This window comes from Allobosea sp. R86505 (genome assembly GCF_042466375.1).
Lineage (GTDB): Bacteria > Pseudomonadota > Alphaproteobacteria > Rhizobiales > Beijerinckiaceae > Allobosea.
Map to the genome: position 1 here is coordinate 2,440,180 of NZ_JAXHPY010000001.1, position 15,961 is coordinate 2,456,140.

Below are 15,961 nucleotides of genomic sequence, written 5' to 3' on the forward strand. Positions count from 1 at the left end.
CAGTCACGGTTAACGCGTCGTTAAGGAGGGCAGAATCTGCCGGGTCGATCTTGCCGGCCGGACGCTGTCTGCACGGTAGGACGCGATGCCGGACATCATGAATGGCCAGCAAAAACAGTGCTTTATCACCATTAACCACGCTGGCATGGCGCTTGCGGACCAATGGTGTGGCCGCTGCGCTGGGGAGCGTCGAAACGGCCGCGGAACGAGTATCGGGAGATCATGCCGTGGAGAACGCGCTTCTCGTCGGCCTGTCGCGTCAGATGGCTCTGAGGCGAGAGCTGGATGTCATCGCCAACAACATGGCGAATGTCAGCACGAACGGCTTCAAGGCGCGCTCGGCGCGTTTCAACGAATTCGTCATGCCCAAGGCCAGCGCCGACAGCTTCAAGCCGGCCGACAAGCCTTTGTCCTTCGTCGTCGACAAGGGCACGCCGATCGACCTGTCGCAGGGTGCGGTCGAGCGCACGGGCAACCCGCTCGACGTGGCGCTGCGCGGCGATGTCTTCCTGGTCGTGCAGACGCCGGGCGGAGACCGCTACACCCGCGCCGGCTCGCTCGACATCAACGCCCAGGGCCAGCTCGTGACGCAATCGGGCCAGCCGGTCCTGGGCGATGGCGGGCCGATCAGCTTCGGCGCGTCCGACAGCAACCCGCGGATCGCGCCCGACGGCACGGTCTCCACCGACCAGGGCCAGAGCGGCAAGCTGCGCATGGTGCGCTTCGCCGATGCCCGCCTGCTCAGCAGCGAAGGGGCCAACCTGTTCGCTTCGGCCACGCCGCCGCTGCCGGCGGGGCCCGAGGCCCGGCTCGAGCCCGGCGCGGTCGAGCGCTCGAACGTCAAGGCCGTGATCGAGATGACCCGCCTGATGGAGGTCCAGCGCTCCTATCAGAACGTCGCCAACATGCTGTCGAAGGCCGACGAGCTGCGCAGCAAGGCGATCTCGCGCCTGGCCGACCAGCAGGCCTGATCAGGGACAGGAACCTTAAGCCATGCGCGCCCTTCAGACCGCCGCCACCGGCATGATGGCCCAGGAACTCAACGTCCAGGTCATCTCCAACAACATCGCCAACGTCCGCACCACCGGCTACAAGCGCCAGCGCGTCCATTTCCAGGACCTGCTCTACGAGAACTTCCGGCGCGCCGGCACGGCGACCTCGGACCAGAACACGCAGGTTCCCGCCGGCACCTTCGTCGGCTCCGGCGTCAAGACGGTCTCGACCGGCCGCGTGATGACGCAGGGCAACCTGTCCTCGACCGAGAAGCAGTACGATCTCGCCATCCGGGGTGAGGGCTTCTTCCGCGTCCGCATGCCCGACGGCCGCACGACCTACACCCGCGACGGCTCCTTCGACCTCGATTCCCAGGGCCAGCTCGTCACCCGCGACGGCTACCAGGTCGAGCCGGGCATCACGGTCCCCAACAACGCCACCAGCGTCAGCATCAACGCGCAGGGCACGGTCGAGGTGTCGCTGCCGGGCCAGGCGGCGCCGCAGCAGATCGGCCAGATCCAGCTCGTGCGCTTCGTCAACAAGGTCGGCCTGGAATCGATCGGCGACAACCTGTTCATCGAGACGGCGGCCTCGGGCCAGCCGATCGACGGCTTCGGCGGCGGCGAGGGCTTCGGCACGCTGCAGCAGAACTATCTCGAAGAGGGCAACGTCCAGGCGGTCACCGAACTGTCCTCGCTGATCGCGGCGCAGCGCGCCTACGAGATGAACTCCAAAGTCATCACCGCCGCCGACCAGATGATGTCGGCGACGACTTCGATGTTCCGCGGCTGATCGGGAGGCTGACGCTCATGACCCGCACCACCCTCCACCTCTCGCTCGCCGCCGCGCTGCTCATCGGCGCCCAGTCCGCCGCCGCGCAGGCTCCGTCTCCGGCCCGTCCGGGAATCGCGGTCGCCGCGCTGGCGACCGGCTCCGGCCCGGCACCCGTCGCGGCGGTGCCGGTCCAGCCGCGCCGCCTGCAGCTGCGCTCCGACCTCACCTTGTCGCGTGATCTCGTTTCCTTCGGCGACCTGATCGCCGGGCTTCCCCCCGAGGCGGCCGCGATTCCCGCCTTCCGGGCGCCTGCGCTGGGCGAGACCGGCACGATTCAGGTCGCGCGCATCGTCGAGGCGGCGCGCGGGGCCGGCATCATCGCCTCCGTCGCCGAGCTCGAGAGCGCCGGCCAGGCGCAGGTCGTCGTCACCCGCGCGGCGCGGCGGATCATGGCGTCGGACATCGAGGAGGCCGTGAAGACCGGGCTGCAGGAGCGCTACGGCGTCGATGCCCGCGCCTTTGCCCTGACCATCGACGGCGGCGCGCCGTCGATTTCGGTCGAGCCCGAACTGACGGGCGAGGCCGTGGTGACCGATCTCGCCTATGATGCCCGCACCCGGCGCCTTCAGGCGCGGGTCTCAGTCCCCGGCAGCATGGCGCTGCGCCTGAAGCCGATCCGCATTGCCGGCCAGCTCGTCGAGACCATCGAGGTCGTGGTGCCGCGACGCGCGATTGCCCGCGGCGAGACGCTGGACAAGGCCGATGTCCTGGTCGAGCGCCGCCCGCGCGAAGGCCAGATGAACGACCTGATCGGCGACCCGCGCGTCGCCATCGACAAGGTCGCGACCCGGGCGCTGATGGCCGGCGCGCCGCTGCGGGGCGGCGATCTGCGCCGCGAGGAGATCGTCGCCAAGGGCGATCTCGTCACGCTGGTCTACGAATCCCGCGGGCTGACCATCACCATGCGCGGCCGGGCCGGAGAGGCCGGCGCGATGGGCGACGTCGTCAGCGTCACCAACCCCCAGTCCAAGCGCGTGCTGCACGGCACGGTGAGCGGGCCCGGCCGGATCTCGATCCAGGCCGCCTCCGCCGGCCGCGTCGCCAGCGCCCCCTGATGTTCTCCGGAAACCGGACGAGTGCCATGACCATCCTGTCGAACCCCACCCCCCGCACCAAACTCCGCACGGGGGCCCGCCTCGCCGGCCTGCTGCTGCTGGGCGTCTCGCTCAGCGCCTGCGGCGCCGCCGACCGGCTCGCCAATGTCGGCGCCGCGCCCGCGCTCTCGCCGATCGAGGACCCGACGGCGACGAAGGGCTACAAGCCCGTGCAGATGCCGATGCCGGCGATGGAGCACGCCTCCTTCGCGCCGAACTCGCTCTGGCGCACGGGTTCCCGCGCCTTCTTCAAGGACCAGCGGGCGAGGCTCGTCGGCGATCTCGTCACCGTCAAGGTCAAGGTCACCGACAAGGCGCAGCTCAACAACACGACCAAGCGCAGCCGCAAGAACGGCGAGGATGTCGGCGCCGACAACGCCTTCGGCTTCGAGAACAAGCTCGACAAGTTCCTGCCGGACGGCGCCAGCGCCGGCTCGCTGCTCAAGCTCGATTCCGCCGCCTCGAGCGAGGGCGCGGGCTCGGTCAACCGCTCCGAGACGCTGGCGACCAACGTCGCCGCGGTCGTCACGCAGACGCTGCCCAACGGCAACCTGGTGATCGAGGGCAAGCAGGAGATCAGGGTGAATTTCGAGGTGCGCGAGCTGATCGTCGCCGGGGTGATCCGGCCCGAGGACATCGAGAGCGACAACACGATCGAATCGACCAAGATCGCTCAGGCCCGCATCGCCTATGGCGGCCGCGGCCAGATCACCGACGTCCAGCAGCCGCGCTACGGCCAGCAGGTGATGGACATCCTGCTGCCGTTCTAGGGCGCCTGCCGCCTGGAAACGAAACCGCGCCGTCATCCCGGACAAGCTGCGAAGCAGCGCCGATCCCGGGGCAAGCCCGGGATGACGGTCCCAAGCCCCTCACGAAGGATCTCACCGACCCGTTTCCCCATCCCGGCCGGCGCGGAACGCTCCCCGCATCTTCCCGCGCCCGCCGGCAGGCGGTCTCTCCCGAGCCGCCACCCCACCGGCCGTCCCGCCACGCTCCCCGGCATTCAGGGCGAGCGGCCGACAGAAAACCCCGCCTTCTCCCGAGGCGGGGTTTTTTGCGGGGGGGGGAGGCTTCAGTGCGCCAGCGGCGGCCCCTTAAGGAGCAGCCGGCAGCAGGCCTTCGCGATAAAAGCCACGATGGCCGATCAGGGCTTTTCGATGTAATAAGGCCATGACCGCATGGTGCTTATGCTAGATTTAATCGGATCTCTGTTCCCACGTCAGGCTTGCGATTGCCCGGACCCCAAGTACGATCAATGTGGCCGGCCTTTTCCAAATCCAAGCAGATGTTCTTCAGATCTGTCTCGCGAATCATAAACTCTTCTAGAAGCACACCGAGGAGCTGCTCGAAGCGCTGGGGGCCTTTGAGTCGGAGGAGCTCGATCAAGCGCTCTTTGGCGCGCAGTTTCTGCAGCTTGACCAGATCGTCGACGCTGGCCTCGCTGACATCCGCATCATGATCGCCAAACAAGTCAGCCGTGCCGGACTTCAGCTCACGTTTGCGATCCTTCGCCGCAGCGCGGTTCCGAGCATGCTCGCGCAAAGCCTGCCATTCGATCTCACGGAACACCTTCAAGCCGGCTGGGTCCTTGGTCCCATAAGCCAAGAAGAAATGCGGCCGATCCTCCGTGCTCTTGTCGATGCAGGTCGAGACGACATGGGCGAATGACCCTATCCTGCGCAACGTCTCGCGAAAAAGCTTCTCGACGGCGAGCCCCTTGAGCAAGGTCGGATCGAGCCTCTCTTTCCAGCCGGGGCCGCCACGGATAGGGTCGAGTGAGGCGATGATCCGTTCATCGGGATGTTCGATGAACCGGCTCACGAAGCTGTACATGAAATTGATGACCACCTCGCATTTCCGGCGGTCGAAGAGTGGTGCGATCTTGTCGAAGGGATATCCCGTCCATCCGGTCGGATCGATAAACACCAGCGGCAGAGCTGAACCAATAAAGCCGCGGATGTCGCTAACCGCGTCCTCGAAAGGGCCGTGGAAGGTCCGGATTTCAAAGCCCTGAGACGGGTTGTGATGGGGCGCGACCGCCGCCTGGAGTTTTGAGAATGCCGTGCGGTCCGTCTCGGAAAAGTAGCACCGGATCGTTCGCCGCTGGCCCGTGTTTTCCTCGACGCGCCGCTGGGCATCCTTGAGGACATCGATCGCGATCATGAAGGAGGTGTCGGAGAAGTCCGCCGTTTCCGACTGCCAGGGACCGGAGAAGCCGTCGATATAGGCGATGTCCGAGAAGTGCAGCACCTTGTGGGCGAGCGCTTGCAGATAGCGTCTCAGGATAAAGTGCTTGGCCCGTGTTTGCTCCCGATCGAGGTAGGGATTCGCGGGCTCCGTCATCGATCACGCCTCGATCTGCACGGGCGTCGGAACCTTAGGATACTGGCTCCACTCGCGCCCTTTCAGTAGCCGCCCGCCCGCCTTCGAGTGGACGCCACCCCATTGTTTGAAGAAGAACGCGACTCCGTCTCGAAGGCATTGGTCGCGAATCTCAAGCGCCCATTCCTCGTCCATGGGGCGCGCCTTCGGTCCGCTTTCTCCGCCGACGATCGCCCAATCGATGCCGGTGAGGTCCACCAGACCGACCGACGCTAGCAAGGGCTCGAACGATACGAACTTGATGCTCGCTTGTGCGGCTTTGAGGTGTTTCAGACGCACCGTGTTCTGCGCATCCTCGACCGATACACCGAGCCAGATATGCGAAGGGGCCTTCCCAGCTCCGTAGCGAAGGCGCAGATAGCGAACGAGAAGCGAACTGCGCTTCGTCAGCACTTGGTAGGTGTGCCAGTTCGCCTTCTCCATGGTGTCGAACACCGCGTCGATGAAGGCGGTCGGGATCTCCTTGTGGAAGAGATCGCTCATCGAATTCACAAAGATGCGTCGTGGACGCCGCCACTGGAAGGGTTGCAGCAGGCGTTCGGGCTTCAGCGTCAAATCGAAGCCGTTTTCAAACGGATGCCCGGGCACGCCGCGAAAACGCTCCGCGAAGCGTTCCGCGTAGCAAAGATCGCAGCCGGCCGTAATCTTCGTGCAACCCGAGATCGGGTTCCACGTCGCGTCCGTCCATTCAATTGAAGAGGTATCTGCCATTATGCTTATCCTAGAACAAAAAAAGAACATGAGCAATATCGTTGATGCATATGACCCACATGGCTCGGAATGACGAGCATAGCATTTGGCGCTCTGTACGCCTTCTGACTGCGCAGTTCCGCGATTTCCGTTAGACTCCCTCCGTAAATTGCAAGGTTCCTCGCCATCGAATGCCGCAATGGATTGAACCAAAGGTCGTGCGTGCCCGAAAGCGGAAGTCCTTGATGTCAGCAATGGGCGAAAGTTGACGACTTGGGTGCCCAACATGAACGCGACCGGGGGCACGGCTCCCAGCGAACTTATCCCCGTCTCCTACACCGCCCTTACTCTGCCACCACCTCATCCCTGAGGGGCAGCCATCCGGAGGTGTGCCGTTGGTGGGGAGGAGCGCGGCGCCTGCGGGCGGGTTTGCACCCCGCACTCGGGAGGCTTCGGGGCACCGCCCTGGGGGTACTACGGCCCCTGTGCGAGGAACTCGCTGGAACGGTCTTGGGCATCACGCCTTCGTCCCATGCCGGACGGCGCGACAACCCGATGAGGGGAACTGGCGCCCGAGGGCTCGCGGCAGAGGCTGGCCTTCGACCCGATAAGCGCGGCCCGAGGTCCGAAATCGCCGACAAGCGGAGCGCCACGGGGCGTGCGGATGGTGGCTCAATCCATCCGCGCCGCATCCTGGCTCAACGGATGCGGATTTCAGGTTACGCGCCTCGCGGCGCTCCGCTGCCCCTCGTTGATGGCGCCTGCGTGCCTGCGCAAGCGGGGATTTGGCGTGCGGTGCGGGCCGCTCAGGCGCGCTGCGGGTCAGACGGTCGCAGGGGCAGGCGGGAATTGTGGGAACTCTCCGGACCGACAGCGGTTGGGTAAGGGACACCCAACAACCGCAGAGAAGGAGATGAAGCCCATGATTCTCAAGACCTTGACGCTTGCCAGCGCTCTCGCCCTGGCTCCGATGGTCGTCGCCGCCCAGTCGACGCAGCCGCCGGTGAACAACCCCAGCAACACCGGGACCCGCAATCCTGCGCCCGTGCCCAAGGCGGGCGGCGCGACCGTGCCCCCGTCAACCCAGCCGGGCGCGATGACGAATGCCGATGGCACCAAGGTCGGCGCGCCGTCCAACCGCGTGCCGGCCGGTGGCGCGGCCAACGCGCCGGCCAAGCCGTAATCCCCGTCCACGGCTCTCGCGGCCCCGCCCCTCCGGGCGGGGCCGTTTGCATGAGCCGAGCCCTGTGTCGGCGGCCCCGGCGGAGAGGGGCTGCGGGAACAAGCCGTCCCGAAAGGCGGTTGAGGAACCACCGCCCTTTCGGAGTGCCCGATGAAGCCGATCCTCGCACCGCTTCCCTATCATCCCGAGCTGGAACAGCCGGCGCCCGACGAGGCGCAGACAATCCGCGATCTCGAAGCGTCGCTGCGGATGATCGGCGAGACCACCTTCGCCCATGGCGGCCACGGCCTGCGGACCGTCCACGCCAAGAGCCATGCGCTGCTGGTCGGGACGTTCACGGTCCTGGACGGGCTGCCCGGGCCCTATGCCCAGGGGCTCTTCGCGACGCCCGGCCGCCATGAGGCGATCCTGCGCCTGTCCACCAATCCCGGCGACATTCTCGACGACAGCGTGACGGTGCCGCGCGGGCTGGCACTGAAGGTGATCGGGGTCGAGGGCGCGCATCTGGCGCCCGAGGAGGCGCCGACGCAGGACTTCGTCATGGTCAACGGCCCCGCCTTCCTGGCTCCGGACCCGGCCAGCTTCGCCAGGAGCCTGTCGCTGCTCGCCAAGACCACCGATCGCGTGCCGGCGCTGAAGAAGACCTTTTCGGCGGCGGCGCGCGGAATTGAGAAGGTGATCGAAGCCGTCGGTGGCGAGAGCGCGACGCTGAAGTCGATGGGCGGGCATCCGATGACGAACCCGCTGGGCGAGACCTATTACGCGCAGACGCCCTTCCGCTTTGGCGACCATGTCGCGAAGTTCTCGCTGGCGCCGGCTTCTGACGAACTCGCGCGGCTGACCGATGCCGCGCTCGACGTGACCGGCCGCCCCAACGGCATCCGCGACAGCCTGATCGATCATTTCCATGCGCAGGGCGGCGTCTGGGAGTTACGGGTGCAGCTGCGCACCGATGCCGACACCATGCCGATCGAGGATGCCTCGGTGGTCTGGCCGGAGGAGGTGAGCCCCTTCGTCACCGTCGCGCGGGTCGCGGTCGAGCCGCAGGACTCCTGGAGCGAGGCGCGTTCGGCGGCGATCGACGACGGGATGTCCTTCTCGGTCTGGCACGCACTGGCGGCGCATGAGCCGCTCGGCGGCATCAACCGCGCGCGCCGGCAGACCTATGCGATGTCGAAGGATCTGCGGTCGCGCCAGAATGGCTGCCCGATCCACGAGCCCCGCTCCGGCGAGGTGCCGGCCGGCTGAGCCTCACTCGCTCGCCACATGCTCGCCGACGTCGCGCAGGGCCTGGCCGACGGCGTCGGTCTTGTCGGCGAAGTTGCGGCGGGTGTGGGGATCGACGATCGCGACCGGGGCCGAGATCGCCAGCCCGGCGACGGAGCCGACCGCATGGGCGGTGCCGGCTGTGACCTGCATCACCTTCTCGCCGAGCCCGACGCGGGTGTCGGTGATCGGCTGGCCTTCGATCAGCCGCGTGCCGATGAGCTTCACCACCTCGGGGCTTTCGGCGAACTTGCCGTGGTTGAGCCGGTCGCCGGAACGCAGCGAGGTCAGGTTCAGCACGGTCATACCGGCCTTTTCGAGCTGCGAGCGCCAAGGCTCGGCTTCGGGATCGATCGCGCCCAGGCGCGCCGTGCTGCCCCAGACCCGGCGCGAGACGGCCAGCGCCCGGTCGTCCTGCGAGACGAAGAGGGTGAATTTCGGGCGGCGGCCTTCCATGTCGGCGATCTGGGTGCGGAAGACGTCGACATCGACATCAGGCGCCGCGAGCATGACATTGGCGATCTTGGGCGAGATCGTGCCGTTGCGGATCGACATCTCGCGCAGGGCCTCCATCGTCACCCAGTTGCCCATCGAATGGGCGAGCACCGAGACCTCGCCGACGGCGGGATCGCGCGCCAGCGCCTGGAACAGGTTCTCCAGCGCGCGGCGGGAGTAGTTGCCGCTCTCGCGGTCATAGCCATAGGCGAAGACGGAGCCGCGCGAGGGCCAGGTGAACAGGATCGGGACGACCTGGGCCTTGGAGTCGTGGACGATCTGGGCGAAGCGGTAGACGGCGTCCTCGAAGCGGTTGTTGAAGCCGTGGATGAAGACCATGACGCGGCGCTTGGGCACTTTCTGCACCGCCTTGTTGAAGCGGGAGACGGCGCCCTTCTGGTTGAGCTTCTCGACCTTGAGCGTGACGAAATCGGTCTCCGGGTTGCCGGGCAGGGCCTTTGGCCACTGCACCTCGCCGACCTTGCGGCGCCCCTCGGCGGGCAGGGAGACGGTGATCTCGGCGAAGGTCGGCGTGCCGCGCTCGCCGGAGAACAGCAGCCCGGCATCGGGGTCTGGCGCGCGGGTGGTGGCGACCAGCATGGTGACGCGGCTGGAATCGGCGGAGGGGTTGGTCACCGGCACGAGCACGCCACGGACATCGCCGGCGCAGGCGCCGAGGCCGACGGCCAGAACTGCGGCCAGGCCTGACCGTACGAATCGACGCAACATGACGCTCATCCCCCGCCGCCGGAACGACGCATCGCTGCGTCTGCCGTTTCCCCAAAGGCATCATAGACCGGGCCGGGGCGGCGAGGATAGCCGGTCCCGGTCCCGGCGCGGTGCGATCCATGAAAAAGCCCCGTTCCTGACGGGCGGGGCTCGGTCGCGGGTGTCGCGCAGCGGCCGCGTCAATCGTCGCGGAAGACGCGCTCGTTGCGCTCGTGGCGCTCCTGGGCTTCCAGCGAGAGCGTCGCGATCGGCCGGGCCTCGAGCCGCTTGAGCGAGATCGGCTCGCCGGTCTCCTCACAATAGCCATAGGTGTTGTCGTCGATGCGGGCGATCGCAGCTTCAATCTTGGCGATCAGCTTGCGCTGGCGGTCACGGGCGCGCAGCTCGATGGCGCGATCGGTTTCCGAGGAGGCCCTGTCGGCGATGTCCGGGTGGTTCTCGCTCTCGCTCTGCAGCGTCACCAGGGTCTCTCGCGCCTCCTTCAGGATCTCGTCCTTCCAGGCGAGCAGCTTACCCCGGAAATACTCGCGCTGCCGGTCGTTCATGAACGGTTCGTCGTCGCTGGGCTTGTAGTCCGCGTCGAGGATGATCTGCTTCGACATAGGCGCACTCTCTGGTTGTCGTTCCCCGGCGCCCACCGACATTGCCGTGGGAGGGCCGCCGATTTGGCGCCCTTATAGCGATGCCGGGTGGCGCTCACAATCGGATTGGGAGCCGCTCGCGCGTTCTTCAGCGGGGCGGGTTTTGGCGGTCCGGCCGGGCGGTTTCGGCCGTTGCGGAGAGCCGGAAGCCGCTGGCGGGGCGCTCTCGTCAGCGCATCGCCTTCAAGGCGGCGGCGATGTCGACCTCGATCAGACGCGCGATCGGCTGGCGGTAATGGCTGCGGTCGAAGAACTGATTCGGATCGTGCAGTTCCGGCCGGTCGCGGCGCCAGTCGATCAGCGTGGTGAGGGGCCTGCGCGCGGCGAGCGCAGCGAAGGCGCCGCGGCAGCCGGCCTCAGCGGCGGCCTCTGCGCTGCCGGGCACCGGCAGCAGGCTGCGATAGACCGGAGGGCGCAGGAGGATCAGCGGCGTGTCGGCCGCCGCCTGCATCAGGGCCTCCAGAGCCTGCACGGCGGGAAAGGGGCCGCTCGCATTGCCGCCGCCGCTCGGACCCGGCTGCTCCAGTTCCATCCGCTTGGCCGGGTCGCGGTCGTAGCCCATGCCAATATTGGGCTCGTAGTCCCAGTAGCCGTCCGGCCGGGCGCGCTCGCCGCGGCCGGTGACAAGATAGACGATGCGGCGCTGGAACTCCTCCAGCACGTCGAAGCGCAACAGGCCGACGAGATATTCGGCACGGTCGCGGCTGTAGAGCCAGAAGGGGAAGGGCTTGGCGTTGGGCATCGCCGGGTCGGCCGTGCACCAGAGATCGTCGATGCCGACGATGACGGCGCGCGCCGGCTCGCGGCGGTGGCGCAGATACCAGTCGATCAGGACCAGCCCCTCCTTGGGGCCCGAGGCCGGTGCGATGAGCGAGACGAAGGGGATGCCGGTCGCCGCCTGAAGCCGCTCGGGCGAGAGCAGCTGGACATGGGAATTGCCGAAGATCGCGCCCTGAAAGGCAGGATCGCGGCCGCGGCTGGCGGCGGCGGTGCGGGGGCCTTGCGGGCGCACGCCGTCGCGCAGCGAGAGCGGCGTGTTGCCGGTGTCGTAGGGGTCTAGCATCCACGCCAGCGTCAGTGTGCCGAGCAGCGCCGCCAGCGCCGTGACGGCGAAGGCGCGCGCGAAACCTGCCCAGCGGGCTTCGCTCGCGGCCTGCGTGCCGTCCGTCCGGCCGGCCGGCTCAGAACTGGAAGTAGATGAACTCATAATTGGCGTCTTCGCCGATCTTGAAGAGGATGAGGACGAACAGCACGCCCGCCGCCACGGCAAGCCAGCGCGACGGGGCGAGCCGGTGGACCAGCGCCCAGGCGGTCGGCCCGATGATCGCAAAGGCGGCGGCCGGCAGCAGCGCCCGCCATTTGAAGCCGGTGCCGAGCGGGGCGAAGCCGAAGAGCCCCTTGTAGATCGTCATCGCCGCCTCGAAGCTGGTCGCGCGGAACAGCACCCAGCAGAGTGCGACGAACAGGAAGGTCAACAGCCAGCCGAGCAGCGGTGGCATCGGCCAGCCGGCGCGGCGCCAGAACAGCGCGACGGTCAGCGCCAGCCCATGGGCGGCGCCCCAGGCGACGAAGGTCAGGCCGGCGCCGTGCCAGAGCCCGCCCAGCGCCATCGTCGCAAACAGCGCCCAGACCTGCCGGGGCAGGCCGTGCCGCGAGCCGCCGAGCGCGATGTAGAGATAGTCGCGCAGGAAGCGCGACAGCGTCATGTGCCAGCGCCGCCAGAAATCCTGGATGCTGGTCGAGCGGTAGGGCGTCTCGAAATTCTGCGGGAGCACGATGCCGAGCAGCAGGGCCAGGCCGAGCGCCATGTCGGTGTAGCCGGAGAAGTCGAAATAGATCTGGAAGGTGAAGGCCAGCGTCGCCTGCCAGGCCTCCACCACCGAGACCACCTTGCCGGCGGCCGCCGCGGCGAAGACCGGATTGGCGTACTCGGCCAGCGGATCGCCGATCAGCACCTTCTTGGCGAGGCCGGCGGTGAGCAGCAAAAGCCCGCGGCCGAAGCGCTCGGCGGCGTCGGGACGCTGATAGGGGCGCTCGTCGAACTGGTGCATGATCTCGCGCCAGCGCACCAGCGGCCCCGCCAGCACCTGCGGGAAGAAGGCGATGTAGAGCCCGTAGCGGACGAGATCATAGCGCGGCGCCTGGCCGCGGCGCAGATCGGTCAGGTACATGACGTGGTGGAAGGTGAAGAAGGAGATGCCCAGCGGCAGCGCCAGATCGAGCTTCGGCGCCGGCAGACCCGGGATCAGCGCAGCGAGATCGCCGAAGAAGTTGAAGTATTTGAACAGCGCCAGCACGAGCAGGTTGGCGACGATGGCAGCCGTGATCAGCGCGCCCGAGCGCGTCTTCTGGAAGCCCTCCGCCACCAGCCAGTTGACCAGGATCGAGGCCATCAGCAGCGGCAGGAAGCGCCAGTCCCAATAGGCGTAGAAGGCCAGCGACAGCACCAGCAGCAGCGGCAGCCGCCCAACCGGCGCAAAACGCTCGACCAGCCAGTGCAGGCCGAGCGCCAGCGGCAGGAAGGCGAGGAGGAAGGCGAAGGAATTGAAGAGCATCGGGCCGGGCGCAAGGAGGGACGCGCCCGGTTAACCGATTATGAAGGGGCTGTCATGTCCGGGGCTGTTCCGATGGAAAGGCCGCGACCACGGTTTCGATCGGAAGGAACAGCGTCCGGCTGTCTTCCGGATATGCGAGAAATTCCGCACAGCGCAGATAGAATGCCTTGGCCGCATCATCCTTCGCATGGACCATCACGGCGCCGATCCCGATGCTTTGCGACGCGATGGCGATCCGACGCAGTGCGTCCGAAAGCAAATCTGCGCCGAGGCCTTTCCCGGCATAAGCGCGGCTGACAGCCAGCCGGCCGATCAGCGACACCGGAATCGTGTCGGGCGCATTGCGTCTGACCTTGCCGGGAGCGGCGGCGCGTTCGACGGCTCCGGCCGAAATGCAGACATAGGCGACGACTGTGTTGCCGTCGCAGACGACGTAGGTGCGCGAGAACCGGCTTTCGTTCTGCAAAGCACGACGCTGCAGCCAGTCGTCGAGGGCAGGGTCGCCGCAATCGAAATCGGACAGGTCATGCTCGCGGGTCAGCGGGACTGGCGCCGACAGGGATGGCTCGGCCGGGCCCTCGGCGTCGTCTAGCTGCGCCATGCCGGCACGCGTCGCAGCAGGGACCGCAGCTTCGGACCCGGTGCGGGCGGATTGTCCAGCACGTCCATGAAAGCGGCGTAACGCTCCGCATCGAGCAGAAACAGCCGCTGGTCGAGGAGGACGTCGATCGCTTGCTGACGCGCGCTCTCGATCATGAATTCCGTCCGGGTCTTGCCCAGGACAGCCGCGGCGTCGTCGATCAACTGGCGGGTCTTCGCTTCGATCCGGAGATTGATGCTCCCCTTCGGATCAGGGTGCGAACCCCTGTCCGCGACCACGACATCGACCGCCTCATCGGCACTGGATCGGGCTTTCGACATCTCTTCAGTTTAAGTGGGTGTAACTACAACGTCAATACGCCGTCGATGGCGCGACCATGCGCGGGAAGCCGCGCCATGGTGCTGACGAGGCCCCGACCAACCTCCTACAACGGAATATTGTCGTGCTTCCGCCAGGGCCGCTCGACGCTCTTCGTCCTGAGCATGGCGAGCGCCCGCGCGATTCGCCGCCGCGTCGAATGCGGCAGGATGACTTCGTCGACATAGCCGCGCTCGGCCGCGACGAAGGGGGACATGAAGCGGTCCTCATACTCTTTCGTCTTGGCGGCGATGCCATCCGCGTCCATGCCGCGGAAGATGATCTCGACGGCGCCCTTGGCGCCCATGACGGCGATCTGGGCGGTCGGCCAGGCGTAGTTGACGTCGGCGCCGATATGCTTGGATGCCATCACGTCATAGGCGCCGCCGAACGCCTTGCGGGTGATCACGGTGACCAGCGGCACGGTGCATTCGCTGTAGGCGTAGAGCAGCTTGGCGCCGTGCTTGATCAGGCCGCCATATTCCTGCGCGGTGCCCGGCAGGAAGCCGGGCACATCGACGAAGGTGACGATCGGGATCTCGAAGGCATCGCAATAGCGCACGAAGCGGGCGGCCTTGCGCGAGGCGTCTGAATCGAGCACGCCGGCCAGCACCATCGGCTGATTGGCGACGACGCCGACGGTACGGCCCTCGATGCGGCCGAAGCCGGTGACGATGTTGCCGGCATAGGCCGCCTGGATCTCGAAGAAATCGCCCTCGTCGAGCGTCTTCAGGATCAGCTCCTTGATGTCGTAGGGCTTGTTGGGGTTGTCCGGCACCAGCGTGTCGAGGCTCATGTCGACCCGGTCGGGCACGTCGAAGCTCGGCCATTCCGGCACGCCGACGGTGTTGTTGGCGGGGAGGAAATCGAGCAGGCGGCGCACCTGCAGCAGCGCCTCGACATCGTTCTCGAAGGCGCCGTCGGCGACCGAGGATTTCGAGGTGTGGACCTTGGCGCCGCCGAGTTCCTCGGAGGTCACGGTCTCGTTGGTGACGGTCTTCACCACGTCGGGGCCGGTGACGAACATGTAGGAGGTGTCGCGGACCATGAAGATGAAGTCGGTCATCGCCGGGGAATAGACGTCGCCGCCGGCGCAGGGACCCATGATCACCGAGATCTGCGGGATGACGCCGGATGCCGCGACATTGCGCTTGAAGACCTCGCCATAGCCGCCGAGCGCCGCCACGCCCTCCTGGATGCGGGCGCCGCCGGCGTCGAACAGTCCGACGATGGGCGCGCGCATTTTCAGCGCCATGTCCTGGATCTTGACGATCTTCTGGGCGTGGGTCTCCGAGAGCGAGCCGCCGAAGACGGTGAAGTCCTTGGAGAAGACGAAGACGGTGCGGCCATTGACCGTGCCCCAGCCGGTGACGACGCCGTCGCCGGGGATCTTCTCGGCCTTCTCCATGCCGAAATCGACGCAGCGATGCTGCACGAACATGTCGAACTCCTCGAAGGAGTCCTTGTCGAGCAGGAGCTCGATGCGCTCGCGGGCGGTCAGCTTGCCCTTGCCGTGCTGGGCCGCGACGCGCTTGGCGCCGCCGCCGTGGCGGGCACCCTCGCGACGGTCTTCGAGCTGTTCGAGAATGTCTTTCATGGCGATATGCGTCCCGCAGCCGACGAACGATGTCGTGCTCAAGGAATTAAGCGCCGGCGCCCCGCGAGTCCATCAGGGCGGGTTGCGGCTTTCGGCCAAGGCGGCGGGCCGGCCTCAGGGCCGCCGCGCGACGAGATCGATCTCGACGAGTGCATGCAGGGCGAGCCCGGAGACGCCGATGCAGGTGCGGGCCGGGCGCTGGTCTTCGGGGAAATACGCGGCATAGGCTGCATTCATCTGTGCATAATCGCGGTGGAACTCGGTCAGGTAGACGCGCGCCATGGTGACATTGGCGAGACCCAGGCCGAGCCCTTCCAGCACGATGACCAGATTGTCCATCACGCGGCGGGTCTGCGCCGCAATGCCCTCGGGCAGGGCCGCGTCGGGGGCGGCCGGATCGGTCGGCATCTGCCCGGTGACGAAGACCCAGCCATCGGCCTCGACGGCATGGGAGAAGGGCGCGACCGGACGGGGACCACCCGCGATCATGTGGTGGACTGGCAGCATGGCGAGGGTCTCCGGCGCGCCGGTTCGTCCGGCCGCG

Annotated in this window: 16 protein-coding genes; 6 read left to right on the forward strand and 10 right to left on the reverse strand. The window is 67.0% G+C overall.

What is annotated here, in order from left to right; all coding sequences use genetic code 11:
* The first annotated feature begins 227 nt into the window (after positions 1–227).
* Genes flgF through flgH form a run of 4 tightly spaced genes read left to right on the forward strand, consistent with a single transcriptional unit; the run spans position 228 to position 3,691 of the window.
* A complete protein-coding gene (gene flgF, locus SJY11_RS11750) occupies positions 228–971 on the forward strand; it encodes a flagellar basal-body rod protein FlgF (protein ID WP_376986789.1) in 744 nt (247 codons plus the stop codon).
* A 22-nt stretch (positions 972–993) separates the two neighbouring features.
* The gene (gene flgG, locus SJY11_RS11755) at positions 994–1,785 is read left to right on the forward strand and encodes a flagellar basal-body rod protein FlgG (RefSeq protein ID WP_326906473.1); all 792 of its coding nucleotides are present in this window, start codon (positions 994–996) and stop codon (positions 1,783–1,785) included.
* A 17-nt stretch (positions 1,786–1,802) separates the two neighbouring features.
* Positions 1,803–2,882 (forward strand): flagellar basal body P-ring formation chaperone FlgA, encoded by a 1,080-nt coding sequence (gene flgA / locus SJY11_RS11760; protein ID WP_376986790.1) that lies wholly within the window; start codon positions 1,803–1,805, stop codon positions 2,880–2,882.
* A 26-nt stretch (positions 2,883–2,908) separates the two neighbouring features.
* On the forward strand, positions 2,909–3,691 hold the full coding sequence (flgH, locus tag SJY11_RS11765) for a flagellar basal body L-ring protein FlgH (RefSeq protein WP_376986791.1): 783 nt from the start codon (positions 2,909–2,911) through the stop codon (positions 3,689–3,691).
* A 415-nt stretch (positions 3,692–4,106) separates the two neighbouring features.
* Here the strand turns inward: flgH and tcmP are convergent, their stop codons facing one another.
* Both tcmP and SJY11_RS11775 read right to left on the reverse strand, forming a co-directional pair.
* Complete coding sequence (gene tcmP, locus SJY11_RS11770; RefSeq protein WP_376986792.1) at positions 4,107–5,264, reverse strand: three-Cys-motif partner protein TcmP; 1,158 nt, start codon at positions 5,262–5,264, stop codon at positions 4,107–4,109.
* Between the two features lie 3 nt (positions 5,265–5,267).
* Positions 5,268–6,014 (reverse strand): DUF5131 family protein, encoded by a 747-nt coding sequence (locus tag SJY11_RS11775; protein WP_376986793.1) that lies wholly within the window; start codon positions 6,012–6,014, stop codon positions 5,268–5,270.
* Positions 6,015–6,915: 901 nt separating this feature from the next.
* Here SJY11_RS11775 and SJY11_RS11780 point away from each other — a divergent pair.
* Together SJY11_RS11780 and SJY11_RS11785 are read left to right on the forward strand one after the other, a co-directional pair.
* Positions 6,916–7,176, forward strand: coding sequence for a hypothetical protein (locus tag SJY11_RS11780; RefSeq protein ID WP_376986794.1), 261 nt, complete (start codon positions 6,916–6,918; stop codon positions 7,174–7,176).
* 150 nt (positions 7,177–7,326) lie between these two features.
* Positions 7,327–8,424 (forward strand): catalase family protein, encoded by a 1,098-nt coding sequence (locus tag SJY11_RS11785; RefSeq protein ID WP_376986795.1) that lies wholly within the window; start codon positions 7,327–7,329, stop codon positions 8,422–8,424.
* A gap of 3 nt (positions 8,425–8,427) precedes the next feature.
* Here the strand turns inward: SJY11_RS11785 and SJY11_RS11790 are convergent, their stop codons facing one another.
* From SJY11_RS11790 to SJY11_RS11825, 8 genes are all read right to left on the reverse strand, one after another.
* Complete coding sequence (locus SJY11_RS11790; protein ID WP_376986797.1) at positions 8,428–9,666, reverse strand: alpha/beta hydrolase; 1,239 nt, start codon at positions 9,664–9,666, stop codon at positions 8,428–8,430.
* Between the two features lie 179 nt (positions 9,667–9,845).
* Positions 9,846–10,268 (reverse strand): RNA polymerase-binding protein DksA, encoded by a 423-nt coding sequence (gene dksA, locus SJY11_RS11795; RefSeq protein WP_192640905.1) that lies wholly within the window; start codon positions 10,266–10,268, stop codon positions 9,846–9,848.
* Between the two features lie 208 nt (positions 10,269–10,476).
* Entirely contained in the window at positions 10,477–11,514 is a 1,038-nt protein-coding gene (locus SJY11_RS11800) for a hypothetical protein (protein ID WP_376986798.1), read from the reverse strand.
* Positions 11,489–12,862 carry an MBOAT family O-acyltransferase gene (locus SJY11_RS11805; RefSeq protein WP_376986799.1) on the reverse strand — a complete coding sequence of 458 codons (1,374 nt, stop codon included), beginning with the start codon at positions 12,860–12,862 and terminating at the stop codon, positions 11,489–11,491. Before SJY11_RS11805 ends, SJY11_RS11800 begins: the two co-directional genes overlap by 26 nt.
* 52 nt (positions 12,863–12,914) lie before the next feature.
* Positions 12,915–13,463: a GNAT family N-acetyltransferase gene (locus SJY11_RS11810; RefSeq protein WP_376986800.1), complete on the reverse strand. Its 549-nt coding sequence runs from the start codon at positions 13,461–13,463 to the stop codon at positions 12,915–12,917.
* Positions 13,451–13,783 carry a type II toxin-antitoxin system TacA family antitoxin gene (locus SJY11_RS11815; protein ID WP_376986801.1) on the reverse strand — a complete coding sequence of 111 codons (333 nt, stop codon included), beginning with the start codon at positions 13,781–13,783 and terminating at the stop codon, positions 13,451–13,453. Before SJY11_RS11815 ends, SJY11_RS11810 begins: the two co-directional genes overlap by 13 nt.
* 104 nt (positions 13,784–13,887) lie before the next feature.
* On the reverse strand, positions 13,888–15,417 hold the full coding sequence (locus SJY11_RS11820) for an acyl-CoA carboxylase subunit beta (RefSeq protein ID WP_376986803.1): 1,530 nt from the start codon (positions 15,415–15,417) through the stop codon (positions 13,888–13,890).
* A gap of 114 nt (positions 15,418–15,531) precedes the next feature.
* A complete protein-coding gene (locus SJY11_RS11825) occupies positions 15,532–15,924 on the reverse strand; it encodes a RidA family protein (protein WP_376986805.1) in 393 nt (130 codons plus the stop codon).
* Positions 15,925–15,961 lie beyond the last annotated feature (37 nt).